The sequence below is a fragment of the Micromonospora sp. NPDC047670 genome, assembly GCF_043204915.1.
Taxonomy (GTDB): Bacteria; Actinomycetota; Actinomycetes; order Mycobacteriales; family Micromonosporaceae; genus Micromonospora.
Genome location: NZ_JBIDDA010000006.1, coordinates 113,711 through 134,700 on the forward strand (window position 1 = coordinate 113,711; position 20,990 = coordinate 134,700).

Genomic DNA, 20,990 nt, shown 5'->3' on the forward strand with positions numbered 1-20,990 from the left:
GATGATCACCCGTGGGGTGGCCGTGTCGCGCGCCGGCGGCTGGTTAGGCTGACAATCATGGACTCTTGGGCGGGACACGAGGTGCCGCGGCTGCCGGGCAGGGGCGAGCCGCTCGCGTTGTTCGACTCGGCGCGGCAGGGCCTCCAGTCGAGCGATCCGTCGGGCACCGCGACCATGTACGTCTGCGGCATCACCCCGTACGACGCCACCCACCTCGGCCACGCCGCCACCATGATCACCTTCGACCTGGTGCAGCGGATGTGGCGGGACGCCGGCCTCGACGTGCGCTACGTGCAGAACGTCACCGACATCGACGACCCGCTGCTGGAGCGGGCCGAGCGCGACGGCGAGGACTGGAAGGTCCTGGCGATGCGCGAGACTGCCCTGTTCCGGGAGGACATGGAGGCGTTGCGGATCATCCCGCCGGCGCACTACGTCGGTGCGGTCGAGTCCATCCCCGACATCGCCGAGAAGGTCCTCGTGCTGCTCAAGGACGGGGCCGCGTACCGCCTGGAGGACGGCACCGGCGACGTCTACTTCGACATCGCCGCCGCGCCCCGGTTCGGCTACGAGTCCAACCTGACCCGCGAGCAGATGCTGGAGATCTTCCCCGAGCGCGGGGGCGACCCCGACCGGGCCGGCAAGCGTGACCCGCTCGACCCGCTGTTGTGGCGCGGCGCCCGCGAGGGCGAGCCGTCCTGGCCGGGCGGCGACCTGGGTCCCGGCCGCCCGGGCTGGCACATCGAGTGCGCGGTCATCGCGCTCAACCTGCTCGGCGACCGGATCGACGTGCAGGGCGGCGGCAACGACCTGATCTTCCCGCACCACGAGTGCTCCGCCGCGCACGCCGAGCGGCTCACCGGTGTCGCGCCGTTCGCCGACCACTACGTACACGCCGGCATGATCGGCCTGGACGGCGAGAAGATGTCGAAGTCGCGGGGCAACCTGGTCTTCGTCTCCCGGCTGCGTGCCGACCAGGTCGACCCGATGGCGGTCCGGCTGGCCCTGCTCTGCGGGCACTACCGCGCCGACCGCGCCTGGACCGACGAGCTGCTCGCGACCGCGCAGGAGCGGCTGGCCCGCTGGCGGCGGGCCGCCGCCGCGCCCGCCGGCCCGTCGGGGGCGGCCTTCCTGGCCGGCGTACGCGCCCGCCTCGCCGCCGATCTCGACTCGCCGGGCGCCATCGCGCTGGCCGACGAGTGGGCCGAGGCGACCCTCGCCGGCGCCGCCGACGACCCGGCCGCACCCGCCCTCTTCGCCGACACCCTGGACGCCCTCCTCGGCATCCGCCTCTGACCCCACCCCAACCCTCGCCGCACGCCGGGCCGGTCCCGCCGAGGCACGGGATCGTGCCCGCCGTGACGGCGTACTCGTGGTGACGTTCACGGCTACGATGCCGCGATCGACACTTCGGCCGCCCGCCGCCTCGATCCCGGTCGGCTCGCCGCGCTCGCCTGCGCCGCGCTGCTCATCCTGGTCGCGGGTCGGCTGCTCGTCGACGGCATCACCCTGCAGGAACGGGCCCGCCAGGAGAGCGCGGGCTCGGCGTTGCGGATCGTCGGGGGCCTGCTGCTCGCCATCGTCGCCCTGAGCTGGGCCGGTGGCGTCGCCAACCGGGGCGGTACCGGCCGGCCGGCTGCCGTTCGGCCTGGTGATGTGGGTCTGCGCGGGCTCCGGCCTGCTCGGTGGGTACTGGGCGAACCGGTCGGGCGTGCTGCTGCTGGTGATGGTCGCGACGTCCCCGGTCGCCGTGCTCTCGGTCGTCCTGCACGGGCGGTGGCGAAGCCGGCAGCTCGACCTGGAGCGACGGGCCGAGGAGCGCGCCGCCGCGCTGGCCGCCCGGGGCCGGCCGACACCCGGCTTGATCATCGGCGTCGAGCAGACCGGCCGGATGTACGGCGACGACCCCGAGCTGCGGCTGAACGTCCGGTTCACGGTCGACGGCCGTGAGCGGAGCGGAACGGCCAGCCGCTTCTGTCCGGGATACGACCTGCCCCGGACGGGCGACGCGGTCACGGTCCACTACCTGCCCGAGGACCCCTCGATCCTCGACATCCGGGAGAACCGGCAACCGCGAACCCCGGCTCCGCCGGCTCAACCGGGGTACCGGGGGCCCGAGTTGGCGGCGGAGCTGGAGCGGCTGGCGCGGCTGCACCGGGACGGCGCCCTGACCGACGCGGAGTTCAGCGCCGCGAAGGGGCGGCTGCTGAGCTGATCGCCCGTCCCGTCAGGGGCCGGGCGATCGCTGGTCCGGTCAGGGCGGCCAGGTGGTCGAGCGGTTTGTCAGCCCAGGACGAGACCCGGGTCGGGCTCCGGGTCCGGCGCGGGAGCGGGGATCCGGTACTCCTCGGTCAGCGTGGTGACGGGGCCGGGCCAGGTGGCCTGGGCGACCTCGATCGGCTTGCGGTGGCCGTCGTACGCGACGTGCAGCAGGTGCAGCACCGGCGTGTCGGGGCGGATCTGGAGGATCTCCGCCTCCTCCCGGCTGGGCTGGCGGGCGCTGATCGTGTCGGTGGCCGACACGTACCGCCGGCCGGTGGCCTCCTCGGCCTCCTGGTAAAGCGGCCGGCCGAACGCCTCGGCGCGTTCCAGGGGGGTGCCGGTGGTGTCGGCGGGCAGGAACCACGAGGCGCCCACCTCGACCGGCGAGTCCTCGGTGCGCACGAGGTGACGGCGGCAGAGCAGCTCGGTGCCGTCGGCCACGCCGAACGCGTCGGCCACCTCCGGCGGGGCGGGGGCCCGGCCGACCGAGACGAGCTGCTGCCGGTACCGCGCCGCCAGGTCGGCGTGGTAGCCGCGGAAGCCGCCGTAACGGCCCCGGGAGAGCCGGTTGAGCCGCCGCCGGGTGCCCCGGACGTACGTCCCGGAGCCGGGTTTGGTGATCAGGATGCCCTCGACCCGCAGCTGGTCGACGGCGCGCTGCACGGTCTGCTTCGCCACGCCGAACATCTCGGCGATGGCCGGGATGGACGGCAGCCGCTCGCCCGGCCCCCAGTCGCCGCGGCGGATCTGGGTCTTGAGCTGCGCGGCGATCTGCCGGTGCGGGAACTCGGCGGCCCCCGGATTGATCTGCATGCCCGCCTCCTCGATCACAGCTAGGTTCCTAGGATGCCGTAGAGGTGGTGACGGCGCCACCCCGGACACGCGGAAGGGCCCCGGACGACACGTCCGGGGCCCGGTGCGCGGGGGAGAGGGCTACCAGGAGCCGGCGGTCGGGCCGGCGGACCCGCCGCGGCGGCGCAGGTACTTCTCGAACTCCTGGGCGATCTCGTCGCCCGTCAGCGGGGTGATGCCCGCGTCGCCGACGCGCTCCTCCAGCTCGCGCACGTACTCGCCGAGCTCGGCGTCCTGCTCGGCGGCGCTGCGCACCCGCTGCTCCCACTCGGCGGCCTCCTCGGCGAGGTCGGACATGGGCACCGGCAGGTCGAGCACCTCCTCGACCCGGTGCAGCAGGGCGAGGGTGGCCTTCGGGCAGGGCGGGTTGTTGGCGTAGTGCGGCACGTGCACCCAGAACGAGACCGCGTCGACCTCGGCGCGGTTGCAGGCGTCGTGCAGCACGCCCACGATCCCGGTCGGTCCGTCGTAGCGGGTGGGGGTGAGCTGGTAGCGCTGCGCGGCCTGCGCGTCGGAGGCGCTGCCGCTGATCGGCAGGGGCCGGGTGTAGGGCACGTCGGCCAGCAGGGCGCCGAGCACGACCACCCGCTCGACCTCCAGGCTGTGGCAGATCTCGAGCACCTGCTCGCAGAAGGTGCGCCACCGCATGCTCGGCTCGATGCCCCGGATCAGCACCACGTCCCGTTCGGTGCCCTCCGGGCTGGCCACCATGAAGCGCGTGGTGGGCCACTCCACCCTGCGGGTCTCGCCCTCGGCCATGGTGATGGTGGGGCGACTGACCTGGAAGTCGTAGAACTCCTCCGGGTCAAGCTCGGTGATCTGCCGGGCCTGCCACACCTGCTCCAGGTGCTCGACGGCGGCGGTGGACGCGTCGGCGGCGTCGTTCCACCCCTCGAACGCGGCGATCGCCACGGGGGACCGCAGCACCGGCAGTCCGTCGAACTCGGTCACGCCGTCACCTCGCCCTGCTCGTCGGGGACGGGACCGTACCCGGCCGTCCGCCCGCCGGGCGCGGTGCTTCTGCTGTAGTCCTTCACGTCCGCCAGCCTACGTCCCGGGGCGGGAAGCGGCCCGTCGGCCGCGCCGGTCGGGCCCGTCCCCAGCCGCTCAGAACGTGACGAACCGGACAGCGTGATCCCGCTGACAGAATGTGGGAAGGCCGGCACGGGGGAACGCATCGGGTCGCCGCGGCACTAACCTGAACCCGTGCGGACCTCAATGCTCGACGTGCTGGCAGACCGGATCCTCATCGCCGACGGCGCCATGGGCACGATGCTGCAGGCGGCCGACCTCACCCTGGACGACTTCGAGGGCTACGAGGGCTGCAACGAGATCCTCAACGTGACCCGCCCCGACGTGGTGCGCGGGGTGCACGAGGCGTACCTCGCCGCCGGCGCGGACTGCGTCGAGACCAACACCTTCGGGGCCAACCTGGCCAACCTCGGCGAGTACGACATCCAGCACCGCATCCGCGAGCTCTCCGAGGCCGGGGCGCGGATCGCCCGGGAGGCCGCCGACGCGTACGCCACGCCGGAGCGTCCCCGGTTCGTGCTCGGCTCCATCGGCCCGGGCACCAAGCTGCCCACCCTCGGGCACGCCGCCTACGCGACCCTGCGCGACGCGTACGCCGAGAACGCCGCCGGCCTGATCGCCGGCGGCGCGGACGCCCTGATCGTCGAGACCTGTCAGGACCTGCTCCAGGTGAAGGCGGCGGTGGTCGGGTCGCGGCGGGCGATGGCGGAGGCCGGCCGGACGGTGCCGCTGATCTGCCACGTCACCGTCGAGACCACCGGCACCATGCTGCTGGGCAGCGAGATCGGCGCCGCGCTGACCGCCATCGAGCCGCTCGGGGTGGACCTGATCGGGCTGAACTGCGCGACCGGCCCGGCCGAGATGAGCGAGCACCTGCGCTACCTCTCCCAGCACGCCCGGGTGCCGCTGTCGGTGATGCCCAACGCGGGCCTGCCGCAGCTGACCGCCGACGGGGCGGTCTACCCGCTCACCCCCGGGGAGCTGGCCGACGCCCTCGAACGCTTCGTCACCGAATACGGCGTCTCGCTCGTCGGCGGCTGCTGCGGCAGCACCCCGGAGCACATCCGGGTGGTCGCCGAGCGGCTGCACGGCGCCCGCCCCGGCCCGCGCGAGCCCCGCCGGGAGCCGGGCGTCGCCTCGATCTACCACCACGTGCCGTTCGCCCAGGACGCCAGCGTGCTGATGGTGGGGGAGCGGACCAACGCCAACGGCTCCAAGGCGTTCCGCGAGGCGATGCTGGCCGGGGACTGGCAGGCCTGCGTGGAGATCGCCCGCAGCCAGGCCCGCGACGGCTCGCACCTGCTGGACCTGTGCGTCGACTACGTGGGCCGCGACGGCACCCGCGACATGCGCGAGCTGGCCGGCCGGTTCGCCACCGCCTCCACGCTGCCGATCATGCTGGACTCGACCGAGCCGGCGGTGATCGAGGCCGGGCTGGAGATGCTCGGCGGGCGGTGCGTGGTCAACTCGGTCAACTTCGAGGACGGCGACGGCCCCGGCTCCCGGTACGCCCGGGTGATGCCGGTGGTGAGGGAGCACGGCGCCGCCGTGGTGGCGCTGCTCATCGACGAGGAGGGCCAGGCCCGCACCAGGGACTGGAAGGTGCGGGTCGCGGTCCGGCTGATCGAGGACCTCACCGGCCGTTGGGGCCTGGACCTGTCCGACATCCTGATCGACGCGCTGACCTTCCCGATCGCCACCGGCCAGGAGGAGACCCGCCGCGACGGCCTGGAGACCATTGAGGCGATCCGGGAGATCGCCCGGCGCTACCCCGGCGTCAACTTCACCCTGGGCATCTCCAACGTGTCGTTCGGCCTGAACCCGGCCGCGCGGCAGGTGCTCAACTCCGTCTTCCTGCACGAGTGCGTGCAGGCGGGGCTTACCTCGGCGATCGTGCACGCCAGCAAGATCCTGCCGATGTCGAAGATCCCCGACGAGCAGCGCGAGGTCGCCCTCGACCTCATCTACGACCGACGCCGCGAGGGCTACGACCCGGTGCAGCGCTACATCGAGGTCTTCGAGGGCGTGGACGCCGCCTCGGCGCGCGCCGGCCGGGCCGAGGAGCTGGCGGCGCTGCCGCTGGACGAGCGGCTCAAGCGGCGGATCATCGACGGCGAGCGCAACGGCCTGGAGGCCGACCTGGACGCGTCGATGGCCGGCGGCCGGGCCCCGCTGTCGATCATCAACGACATCCTGCTGGACGGCATGAAGGTCGTCGGCGAGCTGTTCGGCTCCGGGCAGATGCAGCTGCCGTTCGTGCTCCAGTCCGCCGAGGTGATGAAGACGGCGGTGGCCTACCTGGAGCCGCACATGGAGAAGGCCGACGACGGCGGCAAGGGCCGCATCGTGCTCGCCACGGTCAAGGGCGACGTGCACGACATCGGCAAGAACCTGGTGGACATCATCCTGTCCAACAACGGCTACGAGGTGGTGAACATCGGCATCAAGCAGCCGATCAACGCCATCCTGGACGCCGCCGAGCAGCACCGCGCCGACGCGATCGGCATGTCGGGCCTGCTGGTCAAGAGCACGGTCATCATGAAGGAGAACCTGGCCGAGATGGCCACGCGCGGGGTCGCGGAGCGCTGGCCGGTGCTGCTGGGTGGGGCCGCGCTGACCCGGGCGTACGTCGAGGACGACCTGCGCGCGATGTTCCCCGGCCAGGTGCACTACGCGCGGGACGCCTTCGAGGGGCTGTCCCTGATGGACCGGGTGATGGCCGCCAAGCGCGGCGGGGCGCCCGTGGTCGACGCGGAGCGGGAGGCGGCGCTGGCCGCCCGCCGGGCCCGCCGCGAGCGACAGCGGGCGATCGTGACCGAGGCGCTGCCGGCGCTCGACGACGCCTCGGTCCGCTCCGACGTCGCCACCGACGTCGAGGTGCCCACCCCGCCGTTCCTGGGCACCCGCGTCGTCAAGGGCGTGCCGCTGGCCGACTACGCGGCGCTGCTCGACGAGCGGGCCACCTTCCTCGGGCAGTGGGGGCTGCGCGGCGCCCGCGGCGGCAAGGGACCGTCCTACGAGGAGCTGGTCGAGACCGAGGGCCGGCCGCGGCTGCGCTACTGGCTGGACCGACTCATCGCCGACCAGGTGCTCGAGGCGGCCGTCGTGTACGGCTACTTCCCCGCGTACGCCGAGGGCAACGACCTGGTGGTGCTGGACGAGAACGGGCACGCCGAGCGGGCCCGGTTCTCCTTCCCCCGGCAGCGTCAGGAGCGGCGGCTCTGCCTGGCCGACTTCTTCCGCCCACGCGGCGACGAGCTGGACGTGGTGGCGTTGCAGCTGGTCACCGTGGGCCAGCCGGTCAGCGAGTACGCCGCCAAGCTGTTCGCCCGCAACGAGTACCGCGACTACCTGGAGGTGCACGGGTTGTCCGTGCAGCTCACCGAGGCCCTCGCGGAGTACTGGCACCGGCGGATCCGCGCCGAGCTGACCCTGCCCGGCGGCCGTACGGTGGCCGACGACGACCCGGCCGACCTGGCGGGGCTGCTGCGCACCGACTACCGGGGCTGCCGGTACGCGTTCGGCTACCCGGCCTGCCCCGACCTGGAGGACCGGGCGAAGATCGTGGAGCTGCTGGGCGCGGAGCGGATCGGTGTGCAGCTGTCGGAGGAGTTCCAGCTGATGCCGGAGCAGGCCACGGACGCGATCGTCGTGCACCACCCGGAGGCGAGCTACTTCAACGCCAAGTGACGGCCACCTGAACCGTGTTGGGACCGGGCCAGACCGACGGGTGAGGTCCGGGAAGCCGCGTGCTCGAGCAACCCCGCGAGTCGAGCGGGGTCGGCCAGCGTGGTCACGTGGCCGGTGCGGGGCAGCCGGATCAGCCGGCCGTTGTGGCATGCGGCCAGGAACGCCTGCTCGTCGCTGCGGAACGGGTCCCGGCTGCCGTTCACCAGCCACACCGGGCCCGGGTACGCGGCCAGTGCGCCCAGGTGGTCGTGTGCCGTGAGTGCCGCGACGACCTCCGGCATCACCTCACAGGCCACCCCGCCGGCGAGTACCGCGTCGGCCACCGGCTTGGGCAGGGCGCGGCGGAAACCGTACGCGCTGAGCCGGTTGGCGTATTCGGGGAAGCGGCCGGCGAGCGCGGCCGCCGCCCGGTAGACCCGTGCCGTGCCGGCGGAGCTGGCGGTGCAGCCGATGGCGACCAGCCCGGCCACCCGTCGCGGGAAGCGGCCGGCGGTGGCGATCCCGACGTAGCCGCCCAGCGAAAGCCCGGCGACCAGAGCGCTGCCGCCGACACGATCAATGGCGGCGGCGACGGTCCGGGTGGCCGCGTCCATGGTGAAGCGCTCTGCGCGGCGCGTGCCGTGACCGGGCAGGTCGACCGCGATCGCGGGCCGGTTGAGCTGCGAGATGACGGGGTCCCACATGGTGCCGCTGACGCGGATGCCGTGTATCAGGACGACGGGCAGCGTCATGTCGGTCTCCTCTCCGCGACGCAACGGTGCGTTGCGTTGCTGTCGCAGTAAACCACAACGCACCGTTGCGTTGTAGGGTGGGCGCGTGGCGCCGCGTAGACAGCAGGAGATCTTCAACACCACGCTCACGCTGCTGGCGGAGAAGGGGTACGAGGGCCTGACGATCGAAGGTGTGGCCGGCCGGGCGGGCGTGAACAAGACCACGATCTATCGGTGGTGGCCGTCGAAGGCGGCGCTGCTCGCGGAGGCGCTGGTCGAAGCGTCCATGCTCGACCAGCCGACGCCGGACACCGGCAGCCTGCGGGGCGACCTGGAGGCGCTGACAGACAACATTGTCGCGCTCCTCACCGCACCACCGGCCGCCGACGTGGCGGTCGCCGCGCTCGCCGCCGCGGCGCACCGGCCGGAGTTGGCGGCGAGCGCCCAACGGTTCTTCGTGGACCGATTCGCCCGGGAGCAGCCGATCTTCGAACGGGCCGTGGCCCGCGGCGAACTGGCCAAGGAGGCGGACCCCATGACGATCATGGACATGATCGCGGGCGCGGTCTGGCTTCGCGCCGTCTTCCGGCGTCAACGCGTCGACCGCGAATTCGTGCACCGCGTCGTGGCGACTGCCCTGCACGGCACGACCGGCCCGCGATCGGAGGTGTCGGGGTGATCCGCGCGGCGGGCTGCGCCGAGCAGTTTGGGTTGCCGTCGCCAGGGCTCACTCCGCCGCTTGGAAACCGCGGGCCTGAACGGCCGTCGGGCGCCGGCTGACGCCGGCACCCCGCAGGAGAACCGCGCTCCCGCCGTGCGGTGATCGGAGCCTGACGGTCCACCATCGCCGCACGGCGGCAACGGTCAGCCCTTCGGGGCCGTCTCCGACCGTGCGGCGCGGCGGATGTCGAGCAGGTGGTGCTCGCCCTCGTGGATCGTGTGCCGGCCGAGCCACAGCAGCGTCCGGGCCTGCGGTCGCGGCCACGGGTAGACACCGGTGCGCGCGAGTTGCGCGGGGCCGAGCACGCGGAACCGGGCGGCCAGGTCGTCGGCGGCCGCGCCCAGCGCGGCGAGCACGGTCGCGGGATCCTGCTCGTTGTACGCCTCGGCCACGGCCCGTTCGTCGCGTCCCATCGGGGCGAACTTAGGCTCCTCGACGCGCAGCGCCAGCGCGAGTCGGTCGGCCTGCACGCCGAGCACGTCACGGACGTGGCACGCGTACTCCAGCGGCGACCACACGCCCTCGGCCGGTCGCCGCCGCGCCTGCCGCACCTCGGCGAGGGCGGCCGCGTACCGCCCGCCGAGCGCGCGCAGGAGCCGTGGCAGCTCGTCGGCGGAGACGCTGTCGTAGACGAAGTCGCACTCGTCGCATCGGTCCACGTGCCGAGGCTAGCGGTGCTGCCGTCCGCCGTCACGGGCGCCGCCGGCCGGACGGGGGACGGCGGTCAGGGGTGTACCCGCCCGAGGAAGTCGCGTACGAGCCGGACCACCTCGTCGAGGTGCGTCTCCAGCAGCCAGTGCCCGCCGTCGAGCAGGTGCAGTTCCGCGTCGGGCAGGTCCCGCAGATAGGCCCGCGCGGCGCCCTCCGGCATGTAGCCGTCGTGCGGTCCCCAGACGATCAGGGTCGGCGGCCGGTGCGTGCGCAGGTATTCCTGCTGGCGGGGGAACCAGGCGACGGTGCTGCCCTGGTCGGCGAGGAGACGCACCAGGTTCGCGCGCCGCCGCGGTGTGGTCAGCGCGGCGGAGAGCCGCCACAGGTCGGGGCTCACCCGGTCCCTCAGCCGCTCCGGCAGTTCCCCGAGGAACTCGGTGCGGAACCCTTCCTCGTCGACCGCCGCGGCGAGGCGCTCGCGTCCCTCGTCGGTGGGGTCGCGCCAGAACTGCTTGAGCGGCTCGTACTTCGGTCCGTGCTGGTCGGGGTAGATGTCGCCGTTCTGGATGACCAGGCCAGCGACCCGCTCGGGGGCCGACATCGCCAGGCGCAGCCCGAACTGGCTGCCGTAGTCCTGAAGGTAGATGACGTACCGGGTGAGTGCCAGCGCCTCGGTGAACCGGCGCAGCACCTCGGCGTGGGCGTCGAAGGTGTACGCGAAGCGCTCGGGATCCGGCGTGCCGCTGTAGCCGAAGCCGGGCTGGTCGGGGGCGATCGCCCGCCACCTGTCGCCGAGCGCGGGCAGGAGGTGGCGGAACTGGAACGACGACGACGGATAGCCGTGCGGCAGGAGCACCACCGGCGCCTGCGCCGGCCCGGTCTCCCGGTAGAAGATCTCGATCCCGTCGATGTCGACGGTCCTGTGGTGTACGGCTGCGGCGGCCACCGTCGTCTCCTCACCAGGCGCGGTACGGATGCTTCCCTCGACGGTGCCAGAAACCGCCCCGTCCGGGGGCGAGGTTGGCGTCGCGGGCGGCCCCGGACGGGCGAACCCGGCCGGTGCCGGAACGCGGCCCGCGCGCCCCTCGGGCCAGCGCGGTACGGCCCTGGGCACAGTCTTCTCCGCCCACCCGGTCCGACGTTGCCGACCGTTCGGGTTGACGCTGTGTCACCATGCCGACACATTCGTTGTGAGCAATTCCCGCGATCGCTGTGCTGGCGCTGACCAGCGCCGTCGGTGACGGCCATCCGAGGATCGAAGGTGGCTCATGGTGGCTCTACGACGGCTGCTCGCCGCGGCCATTGCGACGGTGGTGACCGCCGCGACGGCTCTGGTGTGGACGGCGACGCCGGCCCAGGCCGACGAGGCGTGGGAGACCGCGCTCAAGGCCCTGATGTCCCGCACGGCCACCTGGGCCGACGGCGGGCTGTCCCAGGTGGGGATGCTCGGTCAGCCGCTGCCGCTGCTCGGCGTCAGCCCCGGCGCGCTCGTCGACGCCGACAAGCTCGTGGACAAGGCGTCCGACGCGCTGGCCAGCGGCCTGACCAAGGACGATGTCGACCTCGGCGGCGGCACGCGGCTCACCAGCTCGGTCAGCGCCAGCGGCGGCGACCACCTGCTGGACGTGCTGCTGACCACGAAACGCGAGGTGGTCGACCGGGACCTCACCGTGGGCGGGGTGACCCTGGACAAGGCCGTCACCGTCACCGGCTGGGCCACCCTGCACCTGCGCGCCCGGCACACCGCCGCGGGGGAGACCTACCTGGTCCGCGACGGCGACACCCCGCGCATCGACGTCGACGCCGCAGCGCGGCTGCGCGCCGATCTCGACCAGGCCACCGCCTCGATGGGCATCCTCGGCGTCACCCTCACCGCCGGCAGCACCCTCACCGCCCGGACCCACGTCAAGGTCACGCTGACCGACCCCAACGGCGACGGCCGACTCGCCTTCGACACCGCCGGCGGTGCCGGCACGGGCGAACTCGCCGCGCCCGGCTCGCTGGCCGGCCTGGTGCAGGTGGCGCTGGACGGCTCGGGCGGTGGCCGGATCTCCGACACCGAGACCGAACCCGGACCCGGCTCGGTGCACGGCGTGATCAAGCTCGGCGCGGCCACCAGCGGCGCGCCGTTCGCGCTGCCCGCGGTCGCCGCGACGGTCGCCGTCGACTGGGACGACATCGCCGTCGGCAGCCCCACGGTGAGCACCACCGGGCTGGACGAGACGATCGCGAAGTTCCGCAACATGAGCCCGCTGGACCTGGCCTCCGGGCTCGCCCAGCTCGCCACGCTGCTCAGCGGGGTGCAGCAGAGCGGGCCGGCGGGCAACCTCAACCTGCCGTTCCTGCGCGGCACCTTCGCCGACGCGGTCAAGGTCAACGAGAAGCTCACCGACTTCCTCCGCGAGTACGTCCACCCCCGCCCGGACGACCCGCACTTCAACCCGGCCGAGGACGACCCCGCCCTGGCGGGACAGCCGAAGTTCAGCTCCATCCAGCAGTTGCTCGCCCTGCTCGCCGCCGAGGGCCTGCCCGTGGACAACCTCTCCTTCGACAACGGCAAGCTGGTGTTCCGGGTCAAGCTGGAACGCGAGTCGACCGTGGAGGTTCCGCTCGACCCGGGTGCCGCGGAGCTGTCCGGGCGCGGGGCGAGCTTCACCGCCAAGGGCTTCAGCGTCAGCGGCGACCGGTTCACGCCCGGTGCCCTGGTCGGCCAGCGGGTGGTCGCCGGCACCTCCGCCGGCACCGTCGCCGCCAACACCGCCGACTCCGTCACCCTGACGCAGGATTGGATCGGCGGGCAGCCGCCGAACGACAGCGTGTGGGTGATCAGCGGCTCCAGTCCGAACATCGGTGCTGTCGAGCTGGCCGGCACCCTCGGCAAGTCGGTCGGCGGCGACAAGCGGGTCGGTCTGCGGGCGGCGAACGCCCAGGCCAGCTTCGCCAAGGTGAAGCCCCGCTACAGCGCGTCGGTCACCCTGGTGCTCGACCTGAACGACGGCCCCGGCAGCCCGGCGCCCGCCGACCGGGTGCTGCTGCGCACCGACGCGGCGACGCCGCTGTTCGCCGCCGACTTCCCGATCACCACCGGGGTCGACTTCTTCGCCACCGCCGGCTTCCTGAAGGTCAGGCTTGCCGGCAACCTCGCGGTCGGGCCGGCCGCCGCCGGCGAGCGGATGCTCCAGGTCAACTTCAGGCAGGCGCAGGACGTCAGCCTCGGCACGCTCTTCGAGCGCTTGAAGTCCGACCCGGGCAACCTGCTGGCCGTGTCGTCGTCGGTGAAGACCACCGGCCGGGTCGCCGTCAGCGTGCCCGGCGCCACCGGCGCCCTCGGCGAGGGCATCGGCGTCGACGTGAGCTGGACGGCCGGCGGGCAGCCGGTGGTCGACACCTCGGCGCTCGCCGAGCTGGCCGCCGTCGACTTCAACCCCGACGACCCGAAGGCGCTCTTCGCGGTCGTCGTCGAGGCGCTGCGGCTGATCAACTCCGCGCTGTCCCAGCCCGGCGGCGGCAGCGGCCCGCTGGACAAGGAGATCCCGCTGCTCGGCCGATCCGCGCGGCAGCTGCTCGGCGGCGACGAGAGCGGCGTCGGCAAGGACGTCACGTTCGTCGCCGACGGGGCGAACTTCCTGCTCAAGGACGCCTCCCGCGACGGCGACTCCGGCTTCGACCCCCGGCTCGAGGGCCGGACCGTGGTGATCGGCAGCAAGGCGTACCGGGTGCTGAACCGCCTCGACGGGCAGACCCTGCGCGTCGAGGCGGCCGGCACGCCGAAGCCGGCCGACGGCAGCGCGTACGCCCTGCGGCCGGAGTTGGCCGACGCGCTGGACAAGCTGCTCGCCGCGCCCCCGGAGAACCTGCAGGACGCCCTGGACGTGCTCAACAGTGCCATCGGCGAGGACAGCGGGATCAGCTTCACCCTGGACCAGCGCGCGGGCGGGCCGTTCCTGCGGCTCGGGCTGGACTGGAAGCGCACGTTCCACACCGGGGGCCCGCTCAACGTCGCCTGGGACGCCCACCGCGAACTGATCACCCTGGACAGCTCCGGCACGTTCGCGGTCGACGTCGACGCCCGGGCGCAGCTCGGCCTGCTGCTGCCCCTGCGGCTGAACGCCGCGCCGCTGCTGGACCGCAGCTCCTCGGCCAGCGTCACCGTCGCGGGCGGGGTCACCGACGCGGCGATCGCCGCGCGGGTCGGGCCGCTCGCCCTCGACCTCGGCAAGGATCCGGACTTCGCCACCGTGAAGGCCAACCTGAGTGTCGGGCTGAACGGGTTGAGCGAGGACGGGCCGATCAGCGGCCTGCTCGGGCTGACGCCGACGTTCAGCACCGCCGGTGTCGACTGCGGAGGCGGGGTCGGTGGCGCGAACGTGCCGCTCTGCGCGAAGGCGCCGCTGTTCGTCAACAACTGTGACCCGGCGGACGACACCAACCTGTTCAGCCTCACCGTGGGCCTGGACCTCACCCCGGCGGCCAGCACCCCGAACCTCGACTCCTGCTTCGCCAACCTGTCGCTCAAGCTCACCGACTTCAACGTCGGTATCGACGGATACCTGGCCAAGGTCGAGGAGGCGCTGCGGCTGGCCAGCTTCGACGGCAAGCTTCCCCTGGTCGGCGACGACCTGCAGCAGGGCCAGCGCTTCGTCGCGCAACTGCGCGAGGACGTCAAGGCCGCGATCGGGCCGGTGCTGGCCAATGCCACGCTCGACAGCGCGGGCGTGCAGGCGGCCCTCAACGAGGTGCTCGCCGACCTGGACCCGGGCGTGAGCGCGGTGGTCACCTGCCGCAGTGGCGTCGCGGCACCCTGCGCTCCGGGAGACTTCCAGGCGATCCGGATCAAGCTCACCACCGCCAAGGGCGCGCCCTCCGCCGCCGACGGGTGCAAGGACGCCGGGGCGTCCGATGAGTGCCTCAAGCTCAACGTGCCGCTCGACCTGGGCATCCCCGGCCTGTCGCTGAGGGCGAAGAAGGGCGCCCCGGACGGCATCCAGGCCAAGCTGGGCTGGAAGCTGCACCTGGACCTGGTGCTGGACCGGGAGGAGGGCTTCTACGTCCCCACCCACGACGGGGACACCTCGCCCGAGGTGCAGGTCGGCGCCCAGTTCGACATGACCGGCGACCTCGCCGCGCAGCTCGCCTTCATCCAGGTCAAGGCGACGAAGCGGGCCACCGACCCGCTGGTGAAGGCGTACTTCGGCATCGACCTGAAGGGCTCACCGGGGGAGAAGAGCTGCTTCGATCCCACCGTCAGCGCCGACTGCACGGCCAACGCGGACGACCGGCTGACCCTGGCCGAGTTCGCCGACCTGGGCTCGCTGCTCGCCACCGACCTCACCGCCGAGGTCAAGATCGACTGGAAGCTGGCGGCGGCCGTGGACACCGGCGGCGAGGACTCGGCGCTGCCGGGCATCAGCGCCACGTTCGGCCTGCAGTGGGGCCTGAAGCACAAGCGGGGCGGGCTCACCGCCACGGGCGACGGCGTCACCACGCCGCTGAAGGTGACGTTCACCGACATCGCCCTGGACGCCGGCGCCTTCTTCGACAAGATCCTCAAGCCGGTGGTGGAGAAGCTCAAGGCCGTCACCGGTCCGCTGCAGCCGGTCATCGACACCCTGTACGCGCCGATCCCGGTGCTGTCGGACCTGTCGAAGGCCACCGGCGGCCCCGACATCACCCTGGTCTGGCTCGCCAAGACCTTCAGCACCCTCAACGGTGGTCCGAGGCTCGACTTCATCGACACGGTCCGCGCCGTGGTCACGTTCATCAACCGGATACCCGACTGCGACTCCGGCTGCTCCATCCCGCTCGGCGGGTTCAAGCTGGACAGCGAGAAGGCGCTGGCGACGGAGGTCTCGCCGGCTGCGGCCGAGAGCCTGATCGACCGCACCTCGGAGTACAACCCGGCCTCCGGCTCCCAGGTGAAGGCGCGCGTCGACGACGCCGCGGGCGACGACGGCGAGAAGCTGTTCACCCCGGCCGCCGACGGTAGGAGCAACGCCCAGAAGACGGGCTTCAGCTTCCCGATCTTCGACAACCCGGCATCGCTGTTCGGGCTGCTGCTCGGCCAGGACGTCGAGCTGATCAGCTTCGACTCGGGCCCGCTGGAGCTGGGCTTCAGCTGGCGGCAGTCGTTCGGTCCGGTCTACGCGCCGCCGCCGGTCTTCGTCACCCTCTCCGGCAGCGCCTCGGTGACCGCCCGGTTCATCGCCGGCCTGGACACCGCCGGCATCCGGCACGCGATCGAGGCCGCCACCGACGGCACGTCTGTCGACGCGGTGAGCCTGCTCGACGGGCTTTACTTCAAGACCGCCGACAGCAGCGGCAAGGCCGTCCCGGTGGTCACCCTGCGCGGTGAGATCGCCGCCGGGGCCGAGGTGAGCGTGCTGGTCGTCAAGGTCGGCATCGAGGGCGGCATCCGGCTCACCGTCGGCTTCAGCTGGAACGACCCGAACAACGACGGGAAGTTCCGCACCAGCGAGTTCCTCCAGGCGCTCCTGACCAACCCGATCTGCCTGTTCACCACCAGCGGGCGGCTCTCGGTCTTCCTGAAGGTCTACGTCACCATCGACCTGTTCCTGTTCAAGAAGAAGTTCGACTTCACCCTGGTCGACGCGACCCTGCTCGACTTCCGGGCGCAACCGGACTGCTCCCCGCCACCACCGGAGCTCGCCGGCACCGTCGGAGACACCCTCGTGGTCTTCGCCGGCAAGTTCGGCAAGGAGGGGCAGCGCGGGCACGAGGTGTGGGACAACGACGCCGACACCTACGCCGGTGACGTGGTGAAGGTGTACGCGCTGCACTACGCCGACGCGGGCACCCCGGGCGCCACCGACGACTTCGACGGCTTCGCGGTGGAGGCGCTGGGCCGCCGGCAGGAGTTCCTCGACCCGGCCCTGACCCGGGTGGTCGTGGACGGGCGTGGCTACGAGGTCGCCGATGCGGACAAGACGTCCCTGTCGGTGCTGCTGACCGGCGACGGCGACACCAGCGGCGACGGCACCAGGACGTCGGCGTTCGACAGGACGGCGGTCGTGCTCGGCTCCGACGGCAAGGACCGGATCAGGACCGGGACCGGGCCGGCATACGTGGACGGCCGCGGCGGCGACGACGTGATCGTCACCGCCGAGGCGGCCGGTGTGCTCAGCCGGGTCGCCGGCGGCGCCGGGAAGGACAGCATCACCACCGGTGACGGCGACAACGTGGTCGCCGGCGACAGCGGCCTGGGCGGCACCGACCGGGGCGCCACCACCGTGCACACGCAGGCGGGCGACCGGACCCTCAACGGGTTAATCGACTGGACGACCCTGGACGGCCCCACCGACGCGGACGCCGGGACGGACGACCACGTCACCGTCGGACACGGCACCAACCGGGTCTACGGCAACGGCGGCGACGACGTGCTCGGCGTGCTGGTCGACGACCGGCCCAACGGCGCGAACACGCTCGTCGGCGGCCCGGGCGCGGACACCGTCAACGGCGGCAGGGGCGACGACACCATCCACACCTACGACACCGACGTGCCGGCCGACGCGGACCAGGTCGGCACCGGCGACGCCGGACTGACCAACCAGGTCGACACCGGCGCCGGCCAGGACACCGTGCACGGCAGCACCGGGGTCGACCTGGTCGTGTCGCACTCGGCGAACGGCCAGACCGGCCGCGTCTACGGCTACGGCGGCGACGACGTGCTGGTCGGCGGCTACGGCACCGACGAGCTGTTCGGCGGGCCCGACGAGGACTACGTGATCGCGGAGCCCTCCCGGGTCGGCGAGCCGGACGGGGCGGACGGCTACGGTCCGTTCCGCCAGGTCACCCACGAGCCGCTGCCCGCGGGCACGCAGCCGCAGACCAAGCTGCTCGTCGGCGGGCTCGGCAGCGACCACGTGATCGGCGGCGACGGCGGGTCGAGGGTCTTCGGCGACCGGCACCTGCCCGCCGAGACCTGCGCCGACGCCGTCCTCGCCGACGCCCAGCCGGCCCCCGCCGACCAGGGTGCCGCCGACCTCGTCCTCGGCGGCGCCGGGGTCGAGGTGGTCTCGGCCGGCGGCGGCAACGACCGGGCCGACCTCGGCGGCGGCGACGACCGCGCCTGCGGCCAGCTCGGCGACGACACCCTGCACCTCGGCGGCGGCGCCGACCGGGTCTGGGGCGGCAACGGCGTCGACCAGCTGCACGGCGACGACGGCGACGACCTGCTCTTCGGCAACGCCGGTGACGACGGCCTCTTCGCCGGCACCGGTGCGGACACCGCCGAGGGCAACGCCGACGGCGACCAGGTCTTCGGCGGCCCGGACACCGACGTGCTCTACGGCGGTGGGCGCGCCGTCGGTGCGGGCGACGGCGGTGACCGCCTCTACGGCGAGGAGGGGATGGACCGGATCGTCGGCGACAACGGCACCCCGCGCGTCGGCGACGTCGGGCCCCACCCGCTGGACCTGGCCGGTGACGTGGCCGGGGCCGGCGCCGGGGACGTGATCTCCGGCGGCGGCGACGACGATCTCGCGTACGGCGGGCTCGGCGACGACCGGATCAACGGCGACGGCGGGCACGACCGGCTGGAGGGCAACAACGGCGCCGACCTGGTCCACGGCGACCACGGCCGGGACGAGATCGTCGGCGGCTCCGGGCAGGAGCCGGCGGCCGGTACGGGCCGGCCCGACGTGGGCGACCAGCTCTTCGGCGACGGCGACAGCGACCTGATCGCCGGGGACAACGCCCGCTTCGCGCCGGCGGACGCCGACGCGACCCGGGTGACCCAGGGCCGGGCCGGCCCGCCACGCAAGGTGACCCTGCTCGACCTCGGGTTCAGCCCGGCGGCCGGCACCAGCGGCGGTGACGTGATCTCCGGCGGCGACTCCGACGACGTCATCTTCGGCCAGGGCGGACCCGACCGGGTGCGCGCCGACGGCGGCGCCGACTTCGCCGAGGGTGGCCCGGGCAGCGACTGGGTCGAGGGCGACCACGGCGACGACGACCTCGTCGGCGGCTCCAGCACCGCGTACGACGGCACGGGAGCGGCCACCACGGGCCAGCCGGACACCGCGGACGCCGTCTTCGGCGGCCCCGGGTCCGACGCCGTCATCGGCGACAACGGCGCGGTGCTGCGCCCGCTCGCCGGTGAGCAGCCGACCTCGGTGACGGTCCGGGCCGGTGCCGGAGGCACCCTGTTCGGCCCCCGGATCGTGGTGCTGCTGGACCGGTCGGCGGCCACCGCCAGCCGGTACGGCGCCGACCGGATCAGCGGCGGCGACGGCGTCGACACGCTGTGGGGTCAGGACGGCGACGACGCCCTGACCGGCGACGGCGACGGCGACTACCTGGAGGGCAACGGCGGGGCGGACGTCCTGCGCGGGGACACCGCCCTCGGCGCGCCGGGACGGGCCACGGTCGGCCCGCTGCCGGACCCGGGCTGGCCCGGCGTCGCGTCGGCCGCGGCCGACCTGGTCGGCGACGGTGCGCCGGCCGGGCAGGACGACCTCATCGGCGGCAGCTCGGCCGCCGGCTTCCGGGACACCGGCGACGTGGTGGAGGGCAACGGCGCGGACGACGTGGTCCTCGGCGACAACGGCTCGCTGCTGCGGACCGTGAGCACGGTCGACGGCCGCCCGACCGAGCGGGTCTACACCGAGCGGTACCCGACCGGCGCGGTCCCGGCCGACGCCACCGCGGCCCGTACCCACGACCCGGCCCTGCCCGGACCGTCGACCCGGTTCTGCACCACCGCCCAGTCCACCTGCGAGCCGGCCGGCGCGTTCGGCGGCGACCAGCTCTACGGCGACGCCGGCAACGACGGCGTCTGGGGCCAGGACGGCGACGACACGATCCGCGGCGGCGACGGCGACGACGACCTCTTCGGTGAGCTCGGCGCCGACAGGCTGTACGGCGACGACGGCCGGGACGCCATCCTCGGTGACCGGGGCGGCGTGGTCAGCCAGCACCTCAACGCCGACGACGTGGCGGCGCTGGGGTTCACCACCACGCTGTCGTCGGTGCCGCAGGAGACGTACACCGGCTTCCGGGCCGGTGTCTACGACCGGCGCGTGGACCTGCTGCACGACACCGACGGGGACGCCTGGGTCGGCAGCTCCACCTCGGCGCCGATGCCGCATCCGGGGTTGACCGCCGGCGCGGGCGACGCGGTCCGTGGCGGGCCGGGAGCGGACAACATCCACACCGGTTTCGGTGACGACGTCGCCAACGGCGACAGCGGTGGCGACGAGCTGTTCGGTTCGGAGGGGTCGGACGTGCTGTGGGGCGGCAAGGGCTGCGACCCGGTGCTCGACGCGGCCAACCCGCAGTGCCAGGTGGGTGGCGTCTTCAGCGCCGCCGCCCGGGGCGACCGCGACCAGTACGTCGACCACCTCTTCGGCGGCGCCGGGGCGACCGACGGTCCGGCGGTGGCCGCGGTGCTCAGCTCCGACCTGCTGGACTTCCGTCCCCGCGGGTCCTACCCGGACAACTGCGCGGCGGGGGCCTGGCCGGTGGACCTGACGTCGGGCACGGTCGACCCGTGCCTGTGGTTCGAGATGACGAACATGGACAACGACGCCGTGGCCGACAACCAGCACCACCACGGCACCGACTGGATGTACGGCGGCTGGGACCGGGACGTGCTGCAGGGGGACGTGACGGCGAACGGCCCGAACAACGGCGACCGGCTCTTCGACTGGAACGGCGCCTACAACATGTTCACCCACTGCAACTCGGCCTACGGCGGGTTCAACGACGTCCGCCAGCACAGCCCCGCCATGCAGGAGTTCCTGACCCGCCTGGCCTGGGCCTCCGGCGCCGGTCGCAGCCCGACCGACGTGACCACGGCCGGCACCTCGGCGTTCCTCGAGCTGTCGTACGTCTACCCGCGCGACAACCGTGAGCAGGGCGCCGGGACGGCGTTCCCCGGCACCCCGGGGCACTTCGACCAGCCGTCCTGCACGGACTGACCGCGCCGCTCGCAGCGGGCCCGGCTCTCCCAGCGGAGGGCCGGGCCCCGCTCGTCGAGGGCCGTGTGCCGCCGGTCACGGCGCCCCGGCCGGGCCGCCGGCGGGTGCCCGGACCCGGCAGCCGGCCACCGGGGC

10 protein-coding genes are annotated in these 20,990 nt (G+C 73.3%); 5 read left to right on the plus strand and 5 right to left on the minus strand.

All coding sequences use genetic code 11. The annotated features are described in order from the left end of the window. Window positions 1-57 precede the first annotated feature (57 nt). Entirely contained in the window at window positions 58-1,296 is a 1,239-nt protein-coding gene (gene mshC, locus ACGF7U_RS16690; RefSeq protein ID WP_393107391.1) for a cysteine--1-D-myo-inosityl 2-amino-2-deoxy-alpha-D-glucopyranoside ligase, read from the plus strand. Window positions 1,297-1,600: 304 nt separating this feature from the next. Further along, a complete protein-coding gene (locus ACGF7U_RS16695) occupies window positions 1,601-2,215 on the plus strand; it encodes a DUF3592 domain-containing protein (protein ID WP_393107393.1) in 615 nt (204 codons plus the stop codon). A gap of 68 nt (window positions 2,216-2,283) precedes the next feature. On the opposite strand, the gene ACGF7U_RS16700 is transcribed toward ACGF7U_RS16695, so the two are convergent. Together ACGF7U_RS16700 and ACGF7U_RS16705 are read right to left on the minus strand one after the other, a co-directional pair. Beyond that, complete coding sequence (locus ACGF7U_RS16700; RefSeq protein WP_393107395.1) at window positions 2,284-3,075, minus strand: GntR family transcriptional regulator; 792 nt, start codon at window positions 3,073-3,075, stop codon at window positions 2,284-2,286. A 120-nt stretch (window positions 3,076-3,195) separates the two neighbouring features. Continuing rightward, window positions 3,196-4,065, minus strand: coding sequence for a PAC2 family protein (locus tag ACGF7U_RS16705; protein WP_393107397.1), 870 nt, complete (start codon window positions 4,063-4,065; stop codon window positions 3,196-3,198). Window positions 4,066-4,320: 255 nt separating this feature from the next. Here ACGF7U_RS16705 and metH point away from each other — a divergent pair, with 255 nt between their 5' ends. Continuing rightward, window positions 4,321-7,836 carry a methionine synthase gene (gene metH, locus ACGF7U_RS16710; protein ID WP_393107399.1) on the plus strand — a complete coding sequence of 1,172 codons (3,516 nt, stop codon included), beginning with the start codon at window positions 4,321-4,323 and terminating at the stop codon, window positions 7,834-7,836. Here the strand turns inward: metH and ACGF7U_RS16715 are convergent. After that, window positions 7,818-8,687 carry an alpha/beta fold hydrolase gene (locus ACGF7U_RS16715; RefSeq protein WP_393107401.1) on the minus strand — a complete coding sequence of 290 codons (870 nt, stop codon included), beginning with the start codon at window positions 8,685-8,687 and terminating at the stop codon, window positions 7,818-7,820. The two genes, metH and ACGF7U_RS16715, sit on opposite strands and share 19 nt — an antisense overlap. Here ACGF7U_RS16715 and ACGF7U_RS16720 point away from each other — a divergent pair. Then, window positions 8,653-9,225 (plus strand): TetR/AcrR family transcriptional regulator, encoded by a 573-nt coding sequence (locus tag ACGF7U_RS16720; protein ID WP_393107403.1) that lies wholly within the window; start codon window positions 8,653-8,655, stop codon window positions 9,223-9,225. The two genes, ACGF7U_RS16715 and ACGF7U_RS16720, sit on opposite strands and share 35 nt — an antisense overlap. Window positions 9,226-9,410: 185 nt before the next feature. On the opposite strand, the gene ACGF7U_RS16725 is transcribed toward ACGF7U_RS16720, so the two are convergent. Both ACGF7U_RS16725 and ACGF7U_RS16730 read right to left on the minus strand, forming a co-directional pair. After that, complete coding sequence (locus tag ACGF7U_RS16725) at window positions 9,411-9,926, minus strand: DinB family protein (protein WP_393107405.1); 516 nt, start codon at window positions 9,924-9,926, stop codon at window positions 9,411-9,413. 65 nt (window positions 9,927-9,991) lie between these two features. Next, complete coding sequence (locus ACGF7U_RS16730; protein ID WP_393107407.1) at window positions 9,992-10,864, minus strand: alpha/beta fold hydrolase; 873 nt, start codon at window positions 10,862-10,864, stop codon at window positions 9,992-9,994. A 325-nt stretch (window positions 10,865-11,189) separates the two neighbouring features. Between ACGF7U_RS16730 and ACGF7U_RS16735 the strand changes: the two genes are divergently transcribed. After that, complete coding sequence (locus ACGF7U_RS16735; RefSeq protein ID WP_393107409.1) at window positions 11,190-20,855, plus strand: calcium-binding protein; 9,666 nt, start codon at window positions 11,190-11,192, stop codon at window positions 20,853-20,855. Window positions 20,856-20,990 lie beyond the last annotated feature (135 nt).

Excerpts from the sequence above, each read along its gene's own strand:
- mshC (WP_393107391.1), top strand. The coding sequence starts at position 58 with ATGGACTCTTGGGCGGGACACGAGGTGCCGCGGCTGCCGGGCAGGGGC.
- ACGF7U_RS16700 (WP_393107395.1), bottom strand. The coding sequence starts at position 3,075 with ATGCAGATCAATCCGGGGGCCGCCGAGTTCCCGCACCGGCAGATCGCC.